Annotated in this window: 2 protein-coding genes and 1 pseudogene; 2 read left to right on the top strand and 1 reads right to left on the bottom strand. The window is 68.5% G+C overall.

The window, feature by feature from the left end; all coding sequences use genetic code 11:
- A partial coding sequence (locus FVA95_RS28585; protein ID WP_149666882.1) for a hypothetical protein occupies positions 1-956 on the bottom strand: 956 nt, incomplete at its 3' end.
- A gap of 33 nt (positions 957-989) precedes the next feature.
- Between FVA95_RS28585 and FVA95_RS33355 the strand changes: the two are divergent.
- Positions 990-1,343, top strand: a pseudogene (locus tag FVA95_RS33355) (IS630 family transposase); the annotation flags it as partial.
- Positions 1,344-1,429: 86 nt separating this feature from the next.
- Positions 1,430-1,723, top strand: coding sequence for a transposase (locus tag FVA95_RS28575; protein WP_161992396.1), 294 nt, complete (start codon positions 1,430-1,432; stop codon positions 1,721-1,723).
- The last annotated feature ends 7 nt before the right edge of the window (positions 1,724-1,730 follow it).

Genomic DNA, 1,730 nt, shown 5'->3' with positions numbered 1-1,730 from the left:
TCGAGACACTGCTCAACACCGCCCACGCGGCCTGACCCACCTACCGAGATCGGGTCAACCGAACTCGGGGCAGTCCCCAGCGTCGGGATGCGGGCGCGCTCGCGGGCCGGGTCGGGGCTGGCTCCCTGCTGGGGCAGGGTCTGTAGCAGTTCGGCGGCGTTGCCGGAGTTGCCCTGGAGGGGCTGGCCGAGGGTGTAGACGATGATGCCGAGCGTGCGGTGGGCACTGAACGCCCACACCGCAGGCGACAGGGCGCCCAGCAGTGGGGCGAGGTACACCTCGCCAGGGACGAGCACTCCTTGGTAGAGGTCCTGGGACGCGGCGAACACAGCCTCGCCGCCGTCGAGTGCCTTCTGGAGTGCGACCAGGTCTCCATCGCGCAGCCGGGGGTCGTGGTCGTGCTGCAGGAGCAGCAAGAACAGCTTGGTGCGATGGATCAGCTGTGGCGATCGGCGCACCAGGTGTACCCCGACCGAGTGCATCACCTGCTCTTCGGGGCGCCCGGCGGTCCTCAGCGCCAACAGACCTTCGCGTACCCCGGCGGTCAGCTCGGGAAGCTGCTCGGCCGGAGCGCACAGGGTGGCCGCCTGCCAGACGACTATCCCGTCCACGAGCCGGTCGGAGTGCTGCGCCTTCTCCTGTAGGGCCGCGACTTCGGCGACTGCGTCGGCGCCGATGTCGTAGTCCATGTCGGCGGTCTGCTGGGCGTCGAGGAGTCGCTCCAGGCGAGGCACGGGGACGGTCGGCCCAGCAAGGTGCTCGACGTCGATCAGGCCCGGGCGGCGGCGGCGGAGGTAGGACTCCTCGGTCTGCACCTCGTGGCTGTCAGCCGCACCGGGCACCGGCCGGTTGTGCAGCCCGGCGTTCCTCAGATGCTGGGCCGGGTTGCCGTTGGCCAGCCAGCGCGGTGCCCGCAGGACAGCGCGGGTTGGGAGCGGGGGGCGGGGAGCAGCCACCTCGGAACCCTATCCGCTGCTTGATGGGATCTCGGGATCAAGCCCTGGAAGGCAGAACCGTTCCGCTTCTCCACCGACCCCGAGCTGGCCGGGAAGGTCACCGACATCTGCGGGCTCTACCTGGGCACGAACGCCGACGTCCCCGCGAACGCGATCGTGCTCAGCGTCGATGAGAAGTCCCGGATCCAGGCCCTGGACCGCACGGTGCCGATCCTGCCGATGCAGCCCGGGAAGATCGAGCGCCGTTCGCACGACTACTACCGGCACGGCACCACGACCCTGTTCGCCGCGCTCGAGATCGCCACCGGACCAGTGACCGCGGCCCTCAAGCCCAAGCACCGACACCAGGAGTTCCTCGCCTTCCTGCGCCAGATCGAGCGAACCTACCGCGACACCGTCGATGAGTGAGCTTGACCCCTGACGCCGGACACGTCACCTGAGGTGGACCCGGTCCACCAGGGAGGATGTTGTTCGTGCCTGCACCTCACCCGCCCGAGTTCCGGCGCCGCGCCGTGGACCTTGCTCGTGCTGGCGACAAGCCGGTGTCTGCGATCGCGAAGGAACTGTCGATATCGGAGTCGTGTTTGCGGAGCTGGATGGCCCAGGCCGCCGCCGACGACACCGGCGGCTCCGATTCACGGCTGAGTAGCGCCGAGAAACGCGAATTGACCGGGCTCCGTAAGGAGAAGCGTCGCCTTGAGGTGGAGAACGAGATTCTCAAGCGGGCGGCCGCGTATTTCGCCCGGGAGAACGTTCTCCCAAAGTAGTTTTCCC

It is taken from the genome of Pseudonocardia sp. EV170527-09 (assembly GCF_008369905.1).
Taxonomy (GTDB): Bacteria; Actinomycetota; Actinomycetes; order Mycobacteriales; family Pseudonocardiaceae; genus Pseudonocardia.
The sequence above is the reverse complement of the archived record's forward strand: the minus strand, read 5'-3'. Positions and strand labels throughout refer to the sequence as shown.